This window comes from Oryzihumus sp., from assembly GCF_036391795.1.
In the GTDB taxonomy this organism is placed as follows: Bacteria; Actinomycetota; Actinomycetes; order Actinomycetales; family Dermatophilaceae; genus Oryzihumus.
On sequence record NZ_DASVZH010000294.1, the window covers coordinates 1 to 17,744 of the forward strand.

A 17,744-nucleotide genomic window follows, 5' to 3' on the forward strand; every position below is an offset into this window, starting at 1 on the left:
TGGCCGCGCGGGGCCTGTCCGGGGCGACCTTCAACCCGAGCTGCGCGCGCATCCACCCCTTCCGCCTGGCCACCGGCCTGGCCGCCGCCGTCGAGCGCCGTGGTGGCCGCCTCGCCGAGGGCACCCGCGTCGGCACCATCGGCGAGCGCCGGGTGCAGGTCGTCGGTGGCCCGGTCGTGCGGGCTCGCCACGTCATCCGGGCCACCGAGGCGTGGAGCGCCCGCCTGCCCGGCCTGCGCCGGGTCGTCGCCCCGGTCTACAGCCTCGTCGTCGCCACCGAGCCGCTGCCGGCGAGCACCTGGGAGCTCATCGGCCTGGCCCAGCGGGAGACCTTCAGCGAGCACCGGCACGTCATCGTCTACGGCCAGCGCACCGACGACGACCGCCTGGTCTTCGGCGGCCGGGGCGCGCCGTACCACTTCGGCTCCGGCATCAGCCCCGAGTTCGACCGCGACGCCGGCGTGTTCGAGACGCTGCGCCGCTCGCTGCGGGACATGCTCCCCGCGCTCGGCGACGCAGCGTTCACCCACGCCTGGGGCGGCCCCCTCGGTATCGCGCGCGACTGGCACCCCAGCGTGGGGTACGACCCGGCCACCGGCAGCGGCTGGGCGGGCGGCTACGTCGGCGACGGCGTGGCCACGGCCAACCTCGCCGGGCGCACGCTCGCCGACCTGGTGACCGGCGACGCCAGCGCCCTGACCCGGCTGCCGTGGGTCAACCACCGGTCCCGCCGGTGGGAGCCGGAGCCGGCCCGGTGGCTCGGGGTCAACGCCGGCCTGCGCCTGGCCACGATGGCCGACACCGAGGAGCGGCTCACCCACCGCCCCGCCGTGCTGGGCCGGGCGCTGTCCGCCCTCACCGGGCACTGAGGCGACCGAACCGCGCGAGCCGGCCCCACGGCATACCGTCGAGAGGGACGTTCCTCGGGGTTGGGGCCGGTCCGAAACCCCAGGAACGTCCCGCTCGGCGAGAAGCTGGAGCGGGTCTGGGCGGCCGGGGACGGCGGCTCAGCCCGGGCGCCAGCCGGGGCCACGCAGCAGGAACGAGACCCGGTCACCCCACCGGCCCGTGGCCCGCACGTCCTGCCAGATGCTGAGGTACTCGTGCGTGGCCACCACCAGCGGGTTGTGCGAACGCAGCTGCGTGGTCAGGCCGTAGACCACCCGCTCCCCCTCGGCCTCGAACGTGCGGAACAGCCGGTCCCAGACGATGAGGATCCCGCCGTAGTTCCGGTCGAGGTAGGCCTGGTTCGAGCCGTGGTGCACCCGGTGGTGCGAGGGCGTGTTCATGACCCACTCGACCGGGCGCCACAGCCGCTCGACGCGCTCGGTGTGCAGCAGGAACTGGTAGAGCAGGCTGACCGACTGCTGCAGGAAGATCGCCCACGGCGGCACCCCGAGCAGGGCCAGTGGCAGCCAGAACGGCAGGCCGCCGAACGGCGTCCACGTCTGCCGCAGCGCGGTGGAGAAGTTGTAGCGCTGGCTGGAGTGGTGCACGACGTGGCTGGCCCACAGGATGCGGATCTCGTGGTGGGCGCGGTGGTACCAGTAGTAGGCCACGTCGTCGGCGAGCAGGATGAGCACCCACGCCCACCACACCCCGGTGTCGAGCCGCAACGGCGTCCACGCCCAGGCGGCGGCGTAGACCACCAGCGCGAGCGCCTTGTAGCCCACCCCGACCACGACGCTGCCCAATCCCATCGACAGGCTGGTCACCGTGTCGCGCACCTCGTAGCCGACCTCGTCGTCGTCCGGGGCGAACCACAGCGAGGCGACCTCGACGGCGATGAACAGCAGGAAGAACGGCACCGCCGTCAGGATGATGTTGACCATCAGGCGCTCCGGGTCCGGCGCCGGGCTGCCCGGCGGGTGTGCCGTTCCAGCGCGGTGACCGCCTGGCTGAGGATCCGCCCGGCCACCTCCGCGGAGCGGTCCGCGTCCCCGGCGGCGATGGCCTCGGCGAGCTCGGCGTGCGGGGCCCGGTCGCTGCGGTCGTCGGCGAGCAGCTCGTCCATGAGCCCGGGGTTGGCGTCGATGGCGTGCACGAGGCTGTTGAGCGAGAGCCGGAACGCGAGGTTGTCGCTGGCATCGACCACCTCCGCCCAGAAGGCCCGGTCCGTGCCGTCCGCGGTGCCGTCATGACCCCGGTATGCCGCGGCGGCGGCGACGATGCGCCGCCTCGCCTCCGCGTCGGACCGGGTCGCGGCCAGCCGGGCCGCCTCGACGCCGATGCAGCGCCGCATCTCCAGGCCGTCCCGGATCAGCCGGGTGCGCGGCTCCTCCTCCCCGGCGCGGGCGAGGTGGGCCAGCAGGTCCAGGCCGGCGGTCCGCCGGACGTCGAGGACCTGGGTGCCGCCGCCGTGGACCACCCGGACGAACCCGGCCTCCTGGAGCCGCTTGACCGCCTCGCGGACGGCGTGCCGGTTGACCGCGAAGGACTCGGCCAGCTGACGCTCCGGTGGCAGGGACTCCCCTGGGGCGAACCGGCCGTCGAGCACCGCGTCCCGCAGCTCGTGGAAGACGCCGTCAGAGACCGACTGCCGGGGCACGGGGGTGAAACCTGGGCTCATGCGGCGACGGTAGAGGCGTAGACATCAACAGATCAAGAGGTTGGACCAATATGCGGACGACGGACGTATCGGACACCTGACCCGAGCGGCGGACAGCACGTGCACGGCGCCCCTAGGGTCGCGGTATGACCCGGCCCCCCGAGAGCACCAACGCCGCGACGCTCGCCGCGTACGACGTCGCCGCCGGTGCCTACGCGGAGGGGACGCCCGCCGCACCGCCGGACCGCGTCACCTCCGTGTTCGACCTGCTCGCCACCCACGTCCGGCCGCCGGCGACGCTGCTGGAGATCGGCAGCGCCACCGGTCGCGACGCCGACCTGCTGGAGGAACGGGGCTACGCGGTCACCCGCACCGACGCCGCCTCATCCTTCGTGAACCTGCTGCGCCGGCGCGGGCTGGTCGCCGACCGGCTCAACGTGCTGACCGACGAGGTCCGGGGCGTCTACGACGTGATCTATGCCAACGCCGTCTTCCTGCACTTCAGCCGGGGTGAGCTGGTCGGGGTCCTGGCGCGCATGCTGCCGCACGTGCGCGCCCGCGGGCGGCTGGTCTTCACCGTCAAGGGCGGCACCGGCGAGGGGTTGAGCACGCACCCGCTCGACCTGCCCCGACACGTCACCTCCTGGCAGGAGCCTGCCCTGCGCCAGCTGGTCTCCTCCACCGGCTGGCAGGTGCTCGAGCTGACGGCGGACACCAGCGGCGACACCGAGTGGCTCACCGTCATCGCCCGCCCCACCGTCTGATCTCTCTCGCCGAGCTGGACGTTCGTGCCCCTTGCACCCCACCGAAAGGGGCAGCAACGTCCAGCTCGACGGACTCTCGGTCAGTGCCCCCGGAGCACCTGCGCCAGCGCGTCCAGCACGGCCGGGTCCTCGATGGTGCTCGGCACCGCCGGGGTCCCGCCGTCGGCCATCTCCCGCATCGTCTTGCGCAGGATCTTGCCGGAGCGCGTCTTGGGCAGCGCCGGCACGATGTCGACCCGGTGCAGCGCCGCGACCGGGCCCACCTCGTCCCGCACCCGCTTCACCAGCTCGGCCTCCAGCGCCTCTCGCGCGCCGTCGGCGGACACGTCGACGCCGGCCTTGAGCACCACCAGGGCCCGGGGCACCTGGCCCTTGAGCTCGTCGACCACGCCGATCACCGCGCACTCGGCCACGGCCGGGTGCCCGGCCAGCGCCGCCTCCAGCGACCCCGTGGAGAGGCGGTGCCCGGCCACGTTGAGCACGTCGTCGGTGCGGCCCATGACGAACAGGTAGCCGTCCTCGTCGAGGTAGCCGCCGTCACCGGTGAGGTAGTAGCCCGCGTGGGCCGACAGGTAGGACGCGACATAGCGCTCGTCGTCCCCCCACAGGGTCGGCAGGGTCCCCGGCGGCATCGGCAGCTTGAGGCAGATCGCGCCCTCCACGCCGGGCGGCACCGGTGCGCCGCGCTCGTCCAGCACCTGCACGGCATACCCGGGCACGGGCACGCTCGGTGAGCCCGGCTTGATCGGCAGCGGCTCCAGGCCACGGGGGTTCGCCGCGATCGGCCAGCCGGTCTCGGTCTGCCACCAGTTGTCGACCACCGGCACCCCGAGCCGCTCGCTGGCCCAGGCGTAGGTGTCGGGGTCGAGCCGCTCCCCGGCGAGGAACAGGGTGCGCAGCGAGGACAGGTCGTGCCCGGCCATCAGCGCGCCGGCCGCGTCCTCCTTCTTGATCGCGCGGATCGCGGTCGGCGCGGTGAACATCGCCGAGACGCCGTAGTCGGACACGACCCGCCAGAACGCGCCGGCGTCGGGGGTGCCGACCGGCTTGCCCTCGTAGAGCACGGTCGTGCAGCCGGTCAGCAGCGGCGCGTAGACGATGTAGGAGTGGCCGACCACCCAGCCCACGTCGCTGGCGGTGAACCACGTCTCCCCCGGGCGCACCCCGAAGATGTTGGTCATCGACCAGCGCAGCGCCACGGCGTGGCCCCCGTTGTCGCGCACGATCCCCTTGGGCCGCCCGGTCGTGCCGGAGGTGTAGAGGACGTAGAGGGGGTCGGTCGCCTCGACCGGCACGCAGCCGGCCGGGGCCGTGGCGTCGGGATGCATGAGCATGGCCCAGTCCAGGTCGCGCTCCCCCATCGCCGCCTCGGCCTGCGGCCGCTGCAGCACCACGACGTGCTCGGGCTTGTGCGAGGAGCGCTCGATCGCCGCGTCGAGCATCGGCTTGTACTCCACCACCCGGGACGGCTCGATGCCGCACGAGGCAGCCACGACGACCTTCGGCTCGGCGTCCTCGATCCGGGCGGCCAGCTCGGCGGGGGCGAACCCGCCGAAGACCACCGAGTGCACGGCGCCGATCCGCGCGCAGGCGAGCATCGCCACGACGGCCTCGGGCACCATCGGCATGTAGATGACCACCCGGTCGCCCTTGGTCACCCCGAGGCCGCGCAGCGCCCCGGCGAACCGGGCGACGAGGTCGAGCAGCTGGGCGTACGTCAGCGTCCGGGTCGTGCCCGTCACAGGGCTGACGTGGTGCAGCGCGGGCTGGTCGGCCCGGCCGGCGACGACGTGCCGGTCGAGGGCGTTGAAGCAGGTGTTCAGCCGGCCGCCGGTGAACCACCGGTAGAACGGCGGCCGGTCGTCGTCGAGCACCCGCTTCGGCGGGGTGATCCAGTCGATGTCGCGGGCGGCCCGCCCCCAGAACCCGTCCGGGTCCTCCAGGCTGCGCCGGTGGGCCTGAGCGTATGCACCGTCGGTCATGGCGCCATCCTCGCCCGCGACCCGCCGTCCGGCCACCTGCCGGAGGGCCCGACGCCACCGGATCCGCAGGCCTCACCCGGTCGGGCCGGACCGTCTGCAAGGCTGACGCCCGTGGCCCTGCACCCCCGCGCCCTGCCCGAGGCCGCGCTCGCCTTCCTCGCCGAGCGCCACCTCGCCACCCTGACCACCCTGCGCCCGGACGGCAGCCCGCACGTCGTGCCGGTCGGCTTCACCTGGGACCCCGACTCCGGCATCGCCCGCGTCATCACCAGCGGCACCAGCCGCAAGGCGCGCAACGCAGCGTCCGGTCGGGCCGTGCTGTGCCAGGTCGACGGGTGGCGGTGGCTGTCGCTGGAGGGTGCGGTGCGCGTGCTGACCGACGCCGCGTCGGTCCGCGACGCCGAGCGCCGGTATGCCGTCCGCTACCGCGAGCCCCGCGAGAACCCCCGCCGCGTGGTGCTCGAGGTCACCGTCGACCGCGTGCTCGGCCTGGTCGAGCGCCCGACCGGGGTCCGCTGATGCGCGAGATCGAGACGCTCGGCGCCCTCGACACCGCACTGTCCCGGCACACGCCGCTGCGCGGGCTGCGCCTGCAGGACCTCGACCTGCGTCGACGCGAGGCCGCGCTGCTGCGGCACACCGACCTCGAGGGGCTGGTCGTGCTCGGCGGCCAGGTCACCCCCGCCCTGGAGGCACACCTGCGGGCCCACGGCGCGATGCTGTTCCCCACCGACCCGCACGCCCCGGTCAACCCCTACCGGGCCCTGCTCTACAGCCCGCACGAGCTGTATGCCGGCCTGGCCGGCGACGGGTACGCCGCCACCCCCGACGCCCGCGCCTACGCGTGGTACCAGGATGCCCGCGTCCGCAGCGACGTGTTCGTCACGATGCTGCGGGCGGTCCACGACGACTCCATGGGTGACGCCCTCGACGAGCTGCTCGACGGGCTGCCGGTCGCCGGCGTCATGGGCGGGCACACGGTGCAGCGCGGCGGCGCCGACTACGCCGCCGCGGTGCGGCTCGGGCACGCGCTGGCGTCCGCGGGGCTGGTGGTGGCCACAGGAGGCGGGCCGGGCGCGATGGAGGCCGCCAACCTCGGCGCCTTCTGCCGGGACGCAGGGGTTCTCGAGCAGGCCCAGCGGCGCCTCGCCGCGGTGCCGGACTTCGCCGCCGACGTGGCGGCCTGGGCCCGGACCGGCCTGACCGTGCGCGACGAGGTGGCCCCCGCCGACGGCGCCCCGGTGCGCAGCGTCGGCCTGCCGACCTGGTTCTACGGTCACGAGCCGCCAAACGTGTTCTGCGACGGCGTGGCCAAGTTCTTCAGCAACGCCCTGCGCGAGGACGGCCTGCTGGCCCGGTGCACGGCCGGGCTGGTCATCCTGCCGGGGACCGCCGGCACCGTGCAGGAGGTGTTCCAGGCCGCCACCCGGCTCTACTACACCCGGGTGGGGACGCCGCCCCCGATGGTGCTGGTCGGGCGCGAGCACTGGACCCACGGCATACCGGTCTGGCCGGCGCTCCAGGCGCTCGGCGAGCAGCGCACCATGGGTTCGGTGGTGCACCTGGTCGACGACCCTGACGAGGCCGTCGCGATCCTGGCTGCGCCGTGGAGCTGAGCGACCTGGCCGGCGCGCCGTTCACCTACCCCTGCGTCGGCGGGACCGCGACCGGCGCGGCGCCGGACGGCTTCCACCGCGCGAGGGTCACGGCGACCATCGGCAGCGGCCGCGGCGCGTTCGATCGGGCGGCCGAGGCCCTCATGACGTGGCGGATGCACGCGGCCTTCGGGCTGCCCCTGCAGGCGACCGAAGGCAGGGCGCGCGAGGGCGTGGAGACGCTGGGCCGGCTCGGCACCGGCCCGCTGGGGCTCGACGTCCCGTGCCGGGTGGTGTGGGCGCTCGAGGAGCCGGGTCGGGTGGGGTTCGCCTACGGCACCCTGCCCGGGCACCCCGAGGCGGGCGAGGAGGCGTTCGTGCTCGAGGACGTCGAGGGCACCGTCCGGTTCACGATCAGCGCGTTCAGCCGTGGCGCCCGGTGGTACTCCCGCGCCGTCCCGCCGGCGACGCGCGGTCTGCAGCGGCTCGCGCTGCGGCGCTACGTGGCCACGCTGCGACGGCTGGCCGCCGAGGGGTGAGCGCTCAGGCGGTGGCGGCGGCCAGCTGACCGCAGGCGCCGTCGATCTCGCTGCCCCGGGTGTCGCGGATGGTGGTCGGGATGCCGTGGGCGCGCAGGCGCTCGACGAACTGCTGCTCGACGCCCTTGCGGGAGGCGGTCCACTTCGACCCCGGGGTGGGGTTGAGCGGGATGGGGTTGACGTGCACCCAGCCGCGGCCGCGGGCGTTGAGCTTGTCGCCGAGCAGGTCGGCGCGCCAGGCGTGGTCGTTGATGTCCTTGATGAGGGCGTACTCGATGCTGACCCGGCGGCCGGTGGCCTCGAAGTAGCGGTAGGCCGCGTCGAGTGCCTCGTCGACCTTCCAGCGCGTGTTGATCGGCACCAGCTCGTCGCGCAGCTCGTCGTCGGGGGCGTGCAGCGACAGGGCCAGCGTCACCGGGATGCCCTCGGCGGCGAGCTTGTCGATGCCGGGCACCAGCCCGACCGTCGACATGGTGATGCCGCGGGCGGACATGCCCAGGCCGTCGGGGGCCTTGTCGGTGAGCCGGCGGATCGCGCCGATGGCCGCCTTGTAGTTGGCCAGCGCCTCCCCCATGCCCATGAAGACGACGTTGCTCACCCGCAGCGGGGCGTCCTCGCGCCCGCCGGCGACCTCGCCGCGGCGCAGCGAGCGGGCTGCCGCCACCACCTGCTCGACGATCTCGGCGGTGGACATGTTGCGGGTCAGTCCCTCCTGGCCGGTGGCGCAGAAGGGGCAGTTCATGCCGCAGCCGGCCTGGCTGGAGACGCAGATGGTGACCCGGTTGGGGTAGCGCATGGTCACGCTCTCCACGAGCGCGCCGTCGTGCAGGCGCCAGACCGACTTCACGGTCGCGCCCTCGTCGGCGGTGACGGTGCGGACCGGGGTGATCAGCTGCGGCAGCAGCCCCGCGACCAGCTCGTCGCGGATCGCCTTGGGCAGGTCGGTCATGTCCTCCGGGGAGTCGACCAGCCGCTCGAAGTAGTGCGTGGACAGCTGCTTGGCCCGGAAGCCCTTCTGGCCCAGCGCCTCGACCGCGGCCTTGCGCTCGGCCGGGGCGAGGTCGGCGAGGTGCTGCGGGGGCTTGCCCCGGCGGGGTGCGGCGAAGGTCAGCTGCCCCGGGCGGGGGCGCTGCGTGCTGGGGTCGGGCAGGGAGGTCGACATGTCGGGGCCCAGTCTCTCAGCCGCCGGCGCACCGTCCAAACAGGGCGGGGGTCAGCGCGCGGGCACGAACGCCGTGAGCAGCGCCCACACCACGGGGGCCACCAGCAGCAGCGAGTCCAGCCGGTCCATGACGCCACCGTGGCCGGGCAGCAGGTTGCCCATGTCCTTGATGCCCAGGTCGCGCTTGATCATCGACTCGGTGAGGTCGCCCAGCGTCGCGGTGACGACCGCGGCGAGGCCCAGGACGACGCCGACCCACCAGTGGGCGTGCAGCGCCAGCGTCACGCCGAGCACCCCGCCCACGACGCAGAACAGCGTCGAGCCGGCGAAGCCCTCCCAGGACTTCTTGGGGCTCACCGAGGGCGCCATCGGGTGCTTGCCCAGCACCACGCCGACGGCGTAGCCCCCGACGTCGCTGCAGACCGTGACCAGCACGAACACGAAGATCCGCCAGGGCCCGTCGGGCTCGGCGAGCATGAGCGAGGCGAACCCCGCCAGCAGCGGCACGTAGGCGGCCACGAAGATGCCGCCGGCGATGTCGCGCATCGCGTCCTCGAGGCCGTCGGCCACGCGCCAGAGCAGCACCGCGACACAGGTCAGCCCGAACGCCACCGTCAGCGCCTGTCCCCCGCCCTTGTACGCCGCGACCACCATGGTCGCGGCGCCGACGACGCTGGGCAGCCGCGGGACCCGGATCCGGCCGGCGGAGAGCCCGTCGGAGAGCTCCCACACCCCGGCGCAGGCGGCCAGGACCGCCACGGCGAGGAAGGCCTCCTTGCGGATGAACAGGCTCGCCACGATGACCGCACCGAGCCCCACCCCGACGCCGATGGCGGCGGGCAGGTTGCGCCCGGCCCGCCCGGTCGCCGCGACGGGCTGCTTGCGCTCGGCCCGGCCCGCGACAGGCTGGCTCGACGGCGACGGGCTCGGGGCGTCCTGGGCTGCGACCGGCGCAGTGTTGGAGCCCTGGGCCTTCTCGACGGGTCGACGACGTCCGGCGCGGCCCGGGCCCCTGGTGGGCCCGGCCGCGTCGGCTTCACGTCGCTCGCGTCGCGACGGCGGGGAGGTGTTCATCTCGCTGGCACCCGGTGCGGCACGCCCTCAGACGTCGAGCAGCTCGGCTTCCTTGTGCTTGAGCAGGCTGTCCACCGTGTCGACGTACTTCTTGGTGACGGTCTCGAGCTCCCTCTCCGCCCGCACGCCGTCGTCCTCGCCGACCTCGCCGTCCTTGACCAGGCGGTCCATCTCCTCCTTGGCCTTGCGGCGGATGTTGCGGATGGAGACCTTGGCCTCCTCGCCCTTGTGCCGGGCGAGCTTGATGTACTCGCGGCGGCGCTCCTCGGTCAGCTCCGGCAGGTTGATCCGGATGACGCCGCCGTCGTTGTTGGGGTTCACGCCGAGGTTGGAGTCGCGCAGCGTCTTCTCGATCTCGTGCATGGCCGACTTGTCGAACGGGGTGATGAGGATGGTCCGCGCCTCGGGCGTCTGGAAGGAGGCCAGCTGCTGCAGCGGCGTCGGCGAGCCGTAGTAGTCCACCAGGAGCTTGGTGAACAGCGCCGGGTTGGCCCGGCCGGTGCGGATGCTGGCGAAGTCCTCCTTGGCGACCTCGATGGCCTTCTCCATCTTCTCCTCGGCCTCGAGCAGGGTTTCGTCAAGCATCAGGACTCCTCATTCGGTGTAACGGCGGTGCGGGCCAGGTCGTGCCCGGGAAGACGGTGGTCAGTCGGCGGTGACGAGCGTGCCGATCTTCTCACCCCGGACGGCCCGGGCCACGTTGCCGTCGCCCTCCATCCCGAAGACGATCATCGGCAGCTTGTTCTCCATGCAGAGGCTGAACGCCGCGGCGTCCACCACGCGCAGGCCACGCTGCAGGGCCTCCTGGTAGGAGACGCGCTCGAGCTTGACCGCGTCGGGGTCGGTGCGGGGGTCGGCGGTGTAGACGCCGTCGACGCCGTTCTTGCTCATCAGCACGGCGTCGCACTTGATCTCGAGGGCACGCTGGGCCGAGACGGTGTCGGTGGAGAAGAACGGCATGCCCGCGCCGGCGCCGAAGATGACGACGCGGCCCTTCTCGAGGTGGCGGATCGCGCGCCGCGGGATGTAGGGCTCGGCGACCTGGCCCATCGTGATGGCGGTCTGGACCCGCGTCTCGACACCCTCCTTCTCGAGGAAGTCCTGCAGGGCGAGGCAGTTGAGCACCGTCCCGAGCATGCCCATGTAGTCGGCCCGGGTGCGGTCCATGCCCTTCTGCTGCAGCTCGGAGCCGCGGAAGAAGTTGCCGCCGCCGATGACCACGGCGACCTGGACGCCCTCACGCACGGCCTCGGCGATCTGCTCGGCGATGCCCCGCACCACGTCGGGGTCGAGACCGACCTTGCCGCCGCCGAACACCTCACCGGAGAGCTTGAGCAGGACCCGCTTGTAGGTCGGGTGCGGGCTGAGGTCAGACACGGGGCCTCCCGGGAATGGTCGTGCGGCGGTCGCTCGATCCTGTCACAGCCGGCGGGCGTGCCGCGACGCGGCCCGTCCCACCAGCAGGTATGCCGTGGCCGCACCTTCGCGGTCGCGGCCGGGCGGGCGGTGGTGCTCAGGCACGTGCGGCGGTGGCCGCCTCGAGGCTCTCGTAGCGCGCCACGGCCGAGACCTTGCCGTCCCGGACGTGGAACACCGTCACGCACGGCACCGGCTCCTGCGGACCGGTCCCGGCCGGCCAGGAGGCCACCTGCTCGGCCAGGACGGCGTCGTCGAAGGCCTTGAGGGAGACCAGCTTGAGCCGGATGCCGCTGCGGTCCAGCCAGTCGCGCATGACGTCGTGGCCGGACCCCGTGCCGCGTGGGCCGCTCACGGCCACGTCGGGCGCGCACAGGCGCAGCACGGTCGGCAGGTCCCTGGCGTTGACGGCGGCGTGCCAGTCCCGCAGGAGGCAGGCGGTGTTGGGGTCCACGGCGTGACTCATGGGCGGAAGCCAACACCCGCCAGGGCCCCACGTCCACAGCAAGGCGCGCCGCGCCGCCCCGCCGGTGCTCCCTGCCCGGGACGCACCGCGGCCCGGCACCCTCGGTGAGGGGCCGGGCCGCGGTGGCCCACCGGCATACCGGCGGGTGGGTGAAGCGGGGCGTCAGCTGCCGACGCGGAAGCGGGCGAAGCCCTTGGCGGTGGCGCCGGCCTCCTCGAGGACCTTGCCGACCGACTTCTTGGCGTCCTTGGCGAACGGCTGCTCGAGCAGGACGTTCTCCTTGAAGAAGCCGTTGACGCGACCCTCGACGATCTTGGGCAGGGCAGCCTCGGGCTTGCCCTCCTCCTTGGCGGTGGCCTCGGCGACGCGACGCTCGTTCTCGACCGTCTCGGCGTCGACCTCGTCACGGGTCAGCACGGTGGGGCTGAACGCGGCGATGTGCATCGCGACGTCCTTGGCGACCTGCTCGTCGCCACCCTCGGTGGCCATCAGGACGCCGATCTGCGCGGGCAGGTCGGGGCTGGTCTTGTGCAGGTAGGACACGACCGTGGGGCCCTCGAGGCGGGCGAGGCGCTTGACCTCGATCTTCTCGCCGATGGTGGCGTTGGCCTCGTCGAGCAGGGCCTTGACGGTCTTGCCGTCCTCCAGCTCGCTGTCGAGCAGGGCGTCGGCGTCGGTGGCACCGACGCGCACGGCCTGCTGGAGCACCTGGTCGGCCAGGGCGATGAACTTCTCGCCCTTGGCGACGAAGTCGGTCTCGCACAGGACCTCGACCAGGGTGCCCACGCCACCCTCGGCCTTGGCGGTGACCAGGCCGTTGGAGGTGGTGCGGCCCTCACGCTTGGTGACGCCCTTGAGGCCCTTGACGCGCAGGATCTCGGTGGCCTTGGCGCGGTCGCCGTCGGCCTCGTCGAGGGCCTTCTTCACGTCGAGCATGCCGGCGCCGGTCTGCTCGCGCAGCGCCTTGATGTCAGCGGCGGTGTAGTTCGCCATCGTTGTATCGCTCTTTCTGCTCAGATCGGTGGTCGGCCGGGCCGGTGGGACGACTCCCACCGACCCGGCCGTGGCAACCAGGGGTTCAGGCTCAGGCCTTGGCGTCGGTCTCGGCCGGCGCAGCGGTCTCGGCGGTCTCGGCCGGCGCGGCAGCCTCGGTGGTCTCCGCAGCCTCGGCGGTCTCGGCCGGCGCGGTGGCGTCGGCGGCCTCGGCAGCACCGGTGGACTCGGCAGCGCCCTCGGCGTCACCGGAGAGGAGCTCGCGCTCCCACTCGGCCAGCGGCTCGTCGGTGGCGACGGTGCCGTCAGCGGCAGCCTCGCCACCCTTGGCGGCGGAGCGGGCCATGAGGCCGTCGGCCACGGCGTCGGCGACCACGCGGGTCAGCAGCGTGACCGAGCGGATGGCGTCGTCGTTGCCCGGGATCTTGTAGTCGACCTCGTCGGGGTCGCAGTTGGTGTCGAGGATCGCGATGATCGGCAGCTTGAGCTTGCGCGCCTCGGTGACGGCGAGGTGCTCCTTCTTGGTGTCCACGATCCACACGGCCGAGGGGACCTTGGCCATGTTGCGGATACCGCCGAGGGTCTTCTCCAGCTTGTCCTTCTCGCGCTTCATGACGAGAAGTTCCTTCTTGGTGCGACCCGAGCCCGCGACGTCGGTGTAGTCGATCTCCTCGAGCTCCTTCAGCCGCGCGAGGCGCTTGCTGACGGTGTTGAAGTTGGTGAGCATGCCACCGAGCCAGCGGTGGTTGACGTACGGCATGCCGACGCGCGTCGCCTGCTCGGCGATCGGCTCCTGGGCCTGCTTCTTGGTGCCGACGAACAGGATGGTGCCGCCGTGGGCGACGGTCTCCTTGACGAAGTCGTAGGCGTTGTTGATGTACGTCAGCGACTGCTGCAGGTCGATGATGTAGATGCCGTTGCGCTCCGTCATGATGAAGCGCTTCATCTTGGGGTTCCAGCGACGGGTCTGGTGCCCGAAGTGGACGCCGCTCTCGAGGAGCTGGCGCATGGTGACGACGGCCATGCCGAGGTCTCTCTTTCGTTCGGTGCCGGTTATCCACGGTCGCGACGGGATTGCCGCTCACGTGCCTGGCGCCTCCGACCCACCCCGAACCCGGCCGTGAGGCCGGGACCGCTTGCGAGGTGCGTCCCGGTGCAGGATCGGCGTGGTGCCATGTGCCTGCGGTGGTGGGAAGCGCGCGAATTCCACGGGCATGGCAAAGGGCCTACCTGTGGTGCGGCCATCGTACGCGGTGCGGGCGGGGATCGGGAAATCGCCGGGAGCCGGGAAAACCCCGGGCCCGCGGGGACGATGCTCGGTAGGTTGGCGCCCCGTGAGCCGAGCCCTCGACGTCGTCGCGCCCCCGCGGATGGGCCACAGCTTCCGCTGGCTGCTCGGGTCCTCCTGGGTGAGCAACATCGGGGACGGCATCGCGTTGGCCGCAGGCCCCCTGCTCGTCGCCTCGCAGACCCGCAACGCGGTGCTCGTGGCGCTCGCAGCGCTGCTGCAGCGCCTGCCCTGGCTGATGTTCGGCCTGTGGGCCGGAGCGGTCGCGGACCGGCTCGACCGCCGCGTCGTGGTCATGGTCGCGGACCTGCTGCGGGCCTGCGTGGTCGGCGTGCTCTGCCTGACGATCGTCACCGGGCGGGTGTCCATCGCCCTGGTGCTCGTGACGATGTTCGTCTACGGCGTCGCGGAGGTCTTCGCGGACACCACGACCGGGACGCTCCTGCCGATGCTCGTGCAGAAGGACGACCTGGGCATCGGCAACGCCAGGCTGCAGGCCGGCTACCTCACGATGAACCAGCTGGTGGGACCTCCGGTCGGGGCCTTCCTGTTCGCCGCCGGGATGGCGTGGCCGTTCGTCGTCCAGGCCGTGTGCGTGGCCCTGGGCGTGCTGCTCGTCGCCCGGATCGCCACGCCCCGCGGCGCGGTGCGCGACACCGCGGCCACGCACGTGCGGCGCGACATCGCCGACGGGCTGCGGTGGATCCGGGGCCACGCCCCGGTGCGCACCCTCGCGCTGGTCATCCTCGCCTTCAACGTGACCTGGGGCGCGGCCTGGTCCGTGCTCGTCCTGTACTCCCTGGAGCACCTGCACATGGGCGAGGTGGGCTTCGGCCTGCTCACCACGGCCGCGGCGCTGGGCGGCCTGGTGGGGACCGCCGGATACGGCTGGCTGGAACGGCGCGTGCCGCTGGCCGCCCTCATGCGCGCATGCCTGCTGCTCGAGGTCCTGACCCACCTGGCACTGGCGCTGACCACGACCCGCTGGGTGGCCATCGCGATCATGGTCGTCTTCGGGGCCTACGCCTTCGTCTGGGGCACGCTCTCGCAGGCGGTGCGCCAGCGCGCGGTGCCGAAGGAGTTCCAGGGCCGGGTCGGCAGCGTCTACCTCGTCGGGCTGTTCCTGGGGCTGGTCGTCGGCCAGGGCCTCGGTGGTGTCATCGCCCAGCAGTGGGGCCTGACCGCGCCGTTCTGGTTCGCCTTCGTCGGGTCCGCGGTGACGCTGGCACTGGTCTGGCGGCAGCTGGCCCACATCGCCCATGCCGACGCCGACTCCGACGCCGACCCAAGCTCCGGTGCCGGCTCCGATGCGGACGCGGGTGCCGTCGAGGCGTAGGCGGCCTAGCCTGCCGGGCATGGGACATCCGGCGGCCACTCCCCTGATCGAACGCATGCGGGGCTTCGGGACGACCATCTTCGCGGAGATGAGCGCCCTGGCCACCCGCACCGGCGCGGTGAACCTCGGGCAGGGGTTCCCCGACACCAACGGCCCGCGGGAGATGCTCGACGCCGCGGTGGACGCCATCCGGTCCGGGCGCAACCAGTACCCGCCGGGCGCGGGCGTGCCGGAGCTGCTGGCGGCGGTCGCCGGGCACCAGCGCCGGTTCTACGGCCTACCGGTGGACCCCTCCTCGGAGGTGCTGGTGACCGCGGGGGCGACCGAGGCGATCGCGGCCACGGTCCTGGCCCTGTGCGAGCCGGTCGACGAGGTGGTGACCTTCGAGCCCTACTACGACTCCTACGCCGCGACCATCGCCCTGGCGGGGGCCGTGCGCCGGACCTCGGTGCTGCGCTTCCCGGACTTCGCCGTCGACGAGGCCTCGCTGCGGGCGGCGTTCTCCTCCCGGACCCGGCTGGTGCTGCTCAACACCCCGCACAACCCGACCGGCAAGGTGTTCACCCGGGCCGAGCTGGAGCTCATCGCCGCGCTGGCCCGCGAGCACGACGCGTGGGTGGTGACCGACGAGGTCTACGAGCACCTGGTCTTCGACGGCCTCGAGCACGTGCCGATGGCGACGCTGCCGGGTATGGCCGAGCGCACCCTGACCATCTCCTCGGCGGGCAAGACGTTCTCCGCGACCGGGTGGAAGGTCGGCTGGGTGACCGGTCCAGCCGAGGCGGTGACCGCCGTGCGCACGGTCAAGCAGTTCCTCACCTATGTCGCGAGCGGCCCGTTCCAGCCCGCGGTCGCCACCGCGCTCGACCTGCCCGACGAGGTGTATGCCGGGCTGTCCACCTCCCTGCAGGCCAAGCGCGACCTGCTCGGCGAGGGCCTGGTGGGCGCCGGGCTCGACGTTGCGCGGCCGTCCGGGACCTACTTCGTGGTCGCCGACGCGGCACCGTTGGGCGTCACCGACGCCGTGGACTTCTGCCGGCGGATGCCCGAGCTGTGCGGCGTGGTCGGGGTGCCGGTGTCGGTGTTCCACGACGACGTCGACGCGGCGCGCACGCTGGTCCGGTTCGCGTTCTGCAAGCGGGATGAGGTGCTGCACGAGGCGGTGCGCCGCCTCTCGGGGCTCACCCTCCACGCCTAGCTCTCCCCCCTCTCCCGCCGAGCTGGACGGTGCTGCCCCTTCAGCGGCGCTGAAGGGGCAGCAACGTCCAGGTCGAGGAGGTAGGTGGGCACGTCGGTGAGCAGGTCGACCGGCCCGTGGGCCTGCTGTCCACAAGGGGGTAGCGCGCTCGTCCCACCGTCCACAGGCCTCCCCGCGGGTGCCCCCTTGGCCGTGACGCCGGGGCACCGTGTGGGCCATGCGCACCGTGATCACCCTCGGCCTGTTGCTGCCCACCGCGCTCGGCGCCGTCCTCACCCACGGTGGGGCGAACCTTGAGGGACCCCTGCCCGGCCCTGCGCCGGTCGTGTCCCGAGCCGCGCCCTCTCGACCAGCGGCGCCCTCCCCCGTCAGCGCGGTGGCCTCTCCCCCGGCACTCGATCGGGCGTCGACTGCCGGCTCCCGCCCAGTGTCCCGGTGGGGCTGGCCGCTGAGCCCGCGCCCGGCCGTGCTGCGGCGCTTCGACCCGCCGGAGCAGCAGTGGTCAGCGGGGCACCGCGGGGTCGACCTGGCCGCGCAGCCCGGACAGCCAGTCCTGGCCGCGGCCGACGGGGTGGTGGCCTTCGCCGGGACCGTCGCGGGGCGCGACGTGGTCTCGGTGCGGCACCGAGGGGGCTGGCGCAGCACCTACGAGCCCCTGAGCCCTGTCGTGGCAGCGGGCCAAACGGTCCGGCGTGGCGACCGTCTGGGCGTGGTCGCCACCACCGCCGGGCACTGCGCGCCCGCGTCGTGCCTGCACTGGGGTGCCCTGTTCGGGCCCGACTACCGTGACCCGCTGGCCCTGCTCGCAACCCGGCGGCCCGTCCTGCTGCCGCTGTCCTGAGTCAGGGGCGTGTGGGCCACGGCCAGGCCTGACACCCGCCGAGGGTGATCGTCTGCTGCTGCATGACCACTGCCGCGGTGCCGCTGCGCGGGCGGGTCTGGTGGCCGTGGCCCAGTCCGTGGCCGACCTCGTGGTTGGGCCGGCCGCGGCGGTCCAGCAACACGGTGCGGACAGTCGAGGCGACCGTCCGTGCGTCCACCCCGAGGCCGTCCTCGACCTCGACCGTGTAGCGCACGGCTCGGCCGGTGGCGCCCGAGGCCGGACCCGGGACCGGCACGACCCGGATCCGCCCGGTCCCCTGCACCGGCACCACGGAGCGGCCGGTCAGGTCGGCAGCAGCAGCCGGCGTGCCGGTGCCAGGTGCCCCGGTGCGGCCGAGTGGATCGAGGTGCAGCACCGCGAGCGTGACCAGGGCCAGCCCTGCCGCCGCCGACAGGGTCCGGCGCAGCCGCACCCGGCGGCTGACCCGCCTCCTGCCGCGGCCACCCGCGCGGCCTGTGCTGCCCGTGCTGCCTGTACGACCCGCGCTCCGGCCCGGGCCG

Annotated in this window: 19 protein-coding genes; 8 read left to right on the forward strand and 11 right to left on the reverse strand. The window is 73.2% G+C overall.

What is annotated here, in order from left to right; translation table 11 throughout:
* On the forward strand, positions 1 to 869 hold an 869-nt coding region (locus VF825_RS18095; protein WP_331115973.1), incomplete at its 5' end, for an FAD-dependent oxidoreductase.
* A gap of 138 nt (positions 870 to 1,007) precedes the next feature.
* Here the strand turns inward: VF825_RS18095 and VF825_RS18100 are convergent.
* Positions 1,008 to 1,832: a sterol desaturase family protein gene (locus tag VF825_RS18100; protein ID WP_331115975.1), complete on the reverse strand. Its 825-nt coding sequence runs from the start codon at positions 1,830 to 1,832 to the stop codon at positions 1,008 to 1,010.
* On the reverse strand, positions 1,832 to 2,569 hold the full coding sequence (locus VF825_RS18105; protein ID WP_331115977.1) for a FadR/GntR family transcriptional regulator: 738 nt from the start codon (positions 2,567 to 2,569) through the stop codon (positions 1,832 to 1,834). The genes VF825_RS18100 and VF825_RS18105 overlap by 1 nt, the downstream gene beginning before the upstream one ends.
* 125 nt (positions 2,570 to 2,694) lie before the next feature.
* Here VF825_RS18105 and VF825_RS18110 point away from each other — a divergent pair, with 125 nt between their 5' ends.
* Positions 2,695 to 3,312 carry a class I SAM-dependent methyltransferase gene (locus tag VF825_RS18110; RefSeq protein WP_331115979.1) on the forward strand — a complete coding sequence of 206 codons (618 nt, stop codon included), beginning with the start codon at positions 2,695 to 2,697 and terminating at the stop codon, positions 3,310 to 3,312.
* A gap of 80 nt (positions 3,313 to 3,392) precedes the next feature.
* Here the strand turns inward: VF825_RS18110 and VF825_RS18115 are convergent, their stop codons facing one another.
* Positions 3,393 to 5,294, reverse strand: a complete 1,902-nt coding sequence (locus VF825_RS18115) for a propionyl-CoA synthetase (RefSeq protein WP_331115981.1) — start codon at positions 5,292 to 5,294, stop codon at positions 3,393 to 3,395.
* Positions 5,295 to 5,405: 111 nt separating this feature from the next.
* Here VF825_RS18115 and VF825_RS18120 point away from each other — a divergent pair, with 111 nt between their 5' ends.
* Genes VF825_RS18120 through VF825_RS18130 form a run of 3 tightly spaced genes read left to right on the forward strand, consistent with a single transcriptional unit; the run spans position 5,406 to position 7,428 of the window.
* On the forward strand, positions 5,406 to 5,813 hold the full coding sequence (locus VF825_RS18120) for a PPOX class F420-dependent oxidoreductase (protein ID WP_331115983.1): 408 nt from the start codon (positions 5,406 to 5,408) through the stop codon (positions 5,811 to 5,813).
* Complete coding sequence (locus VF825_RS18125) at positions 5,813 to 6,910, forward strand: Rossmann fold nucleotide-binding protein (protein WP_331115985.1); 1,098 nt, start codon at positions 5,813 to 5,815, stop codon at positions 6,908 to 6,910. The genes VF825_RS18120 and VF825_RS18125 overlap by 1 nt, the downstream gene beginning before the upstream one ends.
* Positions 6,901 to 7,428: a DUF1990 domain-containing protein gene (locus tag VF825_RS18130; protein ID WP_331115987.1), complete on the forward strand. Its 528-nt coding sequence runs from the start codon at positions 6,901 to 6,903 to the stop codon at positions 7,426 to 7,428. The genes VF825_RS18125 and VF825_RS18130 overlap by 10 nt, the downstream gene beginning before the upstream one ends.
* A gap of 4 nt (positions 7,429 to 7,432) precedes the next feature.
* Here VF825_RS18130 and rlmN read toward each other — a convergent pair whose 3' ends face one another.
* The 7 genes from rlmN to rpsB all read right to left on the reverse strand — a co-directional run bounded on the left by rlmN (position 7,433) and on the right by rpsB (position 13,563).
* The gene (gene rlmN, locus VF825_RS18135; RefSeq protein WP_331115989.1) at positions 7,433 to 8,590 is read right to left on the reverse strand and encodes a 23S rRNA (adenine(2503)-C(2))-methyltransferase RlmN; all 1,158 of its coding nucleotides are present in this window, start codon (positions 8,588 to 8,590) and stop codon (positions 7,433 to 7,435) included.
* A gap of 51 nt (positions 8,591 to 8,641) precedes the next feature.
* Positions 8,642 to 9,664 (reverse strand): phosphatidate cytidylyltransferase, encoded by a 1,023-nt coding sequence (locus tag VF825_RS18140; protein WP_331115991.1) that lies wholly within the window; start codon positions 9,662 to 9,664, stop codon positions 8,642 to 8,644.
* A 27-nt stretch (positions 9,665 to 9,691) separates the two neighbouring features.
* Positions 9,692 to 10,249: a ribosome recycling factor gene (gene frr, locus VF825_RS18145; RefSeq protein ID WP_331115993.1), complete on the reverse strand. Its 558-nt coding sequence runs from the start codon at positions 10,247 to 10,249 to the stop codon at positions 9,692 to 9,694.
* A 60-nt stretch (positions 10,250 to 10,309) separates the two neighbouring features.
* Entirely contained in the window at positions 10,310 to 11,041 is a 732-nt protein-coding gene (pyrH, locus tag VF825_RS18150; RefSeq protein WP_331115995.1) for a UMP kinase, read from the reverse strand.
* 136 nt (positions 11,042 to 11,177) lie between these two features.
* Complete coding sequence (locus VF825_RS18155; RefSeq protein WP_331115998.1) at positions 11,178 to 11,546, reverse strand: nuclear transport factor 2 family protein; 369 nt, start codon at positions 11,544 to 11,546, stop codon at positions 11,178 to 11,180.
* 162 nt (positions 11,547 to 11,708) lie between these two features.
* Positions 11,709 to 12,539 (reverse strand): translation elongation factor Ts, encoded by an 831-nt coding sequence (gene tsf, locus VF825_RS18160; RefSeq protein ID WP_331116000.1) that lies wholly within the window; start codon positions 12,537 to 12,539, stop codon positions 11,709 to 11,711.
* A 91-nt stretch (positions 12,540 to 12,630) separates the two neighbouring features.
* On the reverse strand, positions 12,631 to 13,563 hold the full coding sequence (gene rpsB, locus VF825_RS18165) for a 30S ribosomal protein S2 (RefSeq protein ID WP_331116002.1): 933 nt from the start codon (positions 13,561 to 13,563) through the stop codon (positions 12,631 to 12,633).
* Between the two features lie 346 nt (positions 13,564 to 13,909).
* On the opposite strand from rpsB, the gene VF825_RS18170 reads away from it, so the two are divergent.
* The 3 genes from VF825_RS18170 (at position 13,910) to VF825_RS18180 (ending at position 17,202) form a co-directional block, all read left to right on the forward strand.
* Entirely contained in the window at positions 13,910 to 15,163 is a 1,254-nt protein-coding gene (locus VF825_RS18170; RefSeq protein WP_331116010.1) for an MFS transporter, read from the forward strand.
* A 19-nt stretch (positions 15,164 to 15,182) separates the two neighbouring features.
* Positions 15,183 to 16,361, forward strand: coding sequence for a pyridoxal phosphate-dependent aminotransferase (locus VF825_RS18175; RefSeq protein WP_331116004.1), 1,179 nt, complete (start codon positions 15,183 to 15,185; stop codon positions 16,359 to 16,361).
* Between the two features lie 217 nt (positions 16,362 to 16,578).
* A complete protein-coding gene (locus VF825_RS18180; protein WP_331116006.1) occupies positions 16,579 to 17,202 on the forward strand; it encodes a M23 family metallopeptidase in 624 nt (207 codons plus the stop codon).
* Position 17,203: 1 nt separating this feature from the next.
* Here VF825_RS18180 and VF825_RS18185 read toward each other — a convergent pair.
* Positions 17,204 to 17,744: DUF3152 domain-containing protein (locus VF825_RS18185; RefSeq protein ID WP_331116008.1), on the reverse strand; the 541-nt coding region annotated here is incomplete at its 5' end.